Origin of the sequence: Melaminivora alkalimesophila (genome assembly GCF_000282995.1) — a bacterium.
Classification (GTDB): domain Bacteria; phylum Pseudomonadota; class Gammaproteobacteria; order Burkholderiales; family Burkholderiaceae_C; genus Melaminivora; species Melaminivora alkalimesophila.
This window is the reverse complement of record NZ_ALEE01000267.1, coordinates 1-1,658: the sequence shown is the minus strand read 5'-3', so window position 1 is coordinate 1,658 and position 1,658 is coordinate 1. Positions and strand designations below refer to the sequence as shown.

The 1,658-nt window shown below is 67.6% G+C and carries 1 protein-coding gene and 1 pseudogene; one reads left to right on the top strand and one right to left on the bottom strand.

The window, feature by feature from the left end:
- A pseudogene (locus A612_RS17320) lies at positions 1-248 on the top strand (hypothetical protein); the annotation flags it as partial.
- Between the two features lie 39 nt (positions 249-287).
- On the opposite strand, the gene corA reads toward A612_RS17320, so the two are convergent.
- Positions 288-1,274 (bottom strand): magnesium/cobalt transporter CorA, encoded by a 987-nt coding sequence (gene corA / locus A612_RS04895; RefSeq protein ID WP_019373423.1) that lies wholly within the window; start codon positions 1,272-1,274, stop codon positions 288-290.
- Between the last annotated feature and the right edge of the window lie 384 nt (positions 1,275-1,658).

Here is a 1,658-nt window from a genome sequence, read left to right as displayed (position 1 = left end):
TCGGCCGCCTCGCCGCCGAGCCGACCAGCGACCGCCAATGGCGCAACCTGTACCGCGTGACGGGCCTGAACTACCTGAACAAGCCGAACGCGGCAGGCTGCCCGCTGGCGGGCGGACCACCGCAGTCAGGCGTGGCCTCGGCCATGTTCGCGGCCGGCGGCCGGGTTACGGGACTGCGCATCCTGTCGGCCGGGCAGCAGGCGAACGGCCAGCGCCGCCATACCGTGTTCCTCGGCAGCCGGCTGTAGCGCAGGTGGCGTGGCCCATTGGGCCGCGCCGCCCCCGGCCTACTTCAGCCAGCCGCGCTTGCGAAAGTACAGCATCGGCCCCAGGGCGCTGGCGACCATCAGCGCGATGGCGTAGGGGTAGCCGTACTTCCACTCGATCTCGGGCATGAAGGTGAAGTTCATGCCGTAGACGCTGGCGATCAGCGTGGGCGGCAGGAGCGCGACGCTGGCCACCGAGAAGATCTTGATGATCTTGTTCTGGTTGATGTTCAGGAAACCGACCAGCGCGTCCATCAGGAAGTTGATCTTGTCGAACAGGAACTGCGTGTGGCTGTCCAGCGACTCGATGTCGCGCAGGATCTGGCGCGCGTCCTCGAACTGTTCGGCGTCGAGCATCTTGCTGCGCATCATGAAGCTGACGGCACGGCGCGTGTCCAGCAGGTTGCGCCGGATCCGGCCGTTCATGTCCTCGTAGCGCGCGATGTCGCCCAGCACGGCCTGGGCGTAGTCGTCGGTCACGTTACCCTCCAGGACCTTGGCGCTGGCCTGCTTGAGCTCGTCGTAGATGGCCTCGAGGGTGTCGGCCGAATACTCCACGTCGGTGTCGAACAGCGACAGCAGCACGTCCTTGGCGTCGTCGATCAGGCCGGGGGCCCGACGCGCCCTCATGCGCAGCAGGCGAAACACCGGGATGTCTTCGTCGTGGATGGAAAACAGCACGCCGCAGCTCTTGAGCTCGGTGTTGTGCTGGTTCAGGATGAAGGCCACGCGCACGCTGCGCGGGTTTTCCTCGTCGTCCACGATGAAGTCGCTGCGCAGGTGCAGCTCGCCATTGTCTTCCTCGTAGAAGCGGGCGGACTCCTCGATGTCCTGGTCCATCACGTCTTCCGGGATGGACAGGCCATAGTGCTGGCGCACCCAGCGCTTTTCCTCGACGGTAGGGGACTGCAGGTCCACCCAGATGGGCTGAAAGCGCTTGAGCTCGTCCAGGGATTCGATTTCTTCCTGGACCAGCCGGCCGTTGGCGAGCGAAAAGATGTTGAGCATGGCTCACACGTCCTGTTGTCTGGGCTTGTGCCTGGGGGGGTTGCGGGTGGCGGCGCTTTCAACCCCTTCGGTGCGGCCAGTGGCGGCGAGCGAGGCTGAAAGCTACCGACTCGGGGTGCTTTCCACGGCGGTTGTCTCCTGCAGGTGGGGCGGCCGGCGCGCGCGGCGCGGTCCATGTGAAATTATGGCATCCCGGGCGCCGCGCTGGCAGGCTCCGGCGCCCCGGGGCCGCGTGGCCGGCAGCGCCCTCAGCCGCTGGCCGCGGGGCGCCCCGGCAACCCGCGCGCGAGGACCAGGGCGCGGCACAGGTCGGCCCAGGCGTCGGCCTTGGCCTCGGGCGCGCGCAGCAGGTAGGCCGGGTCGTGGCTGACCACGGCGGGGGTG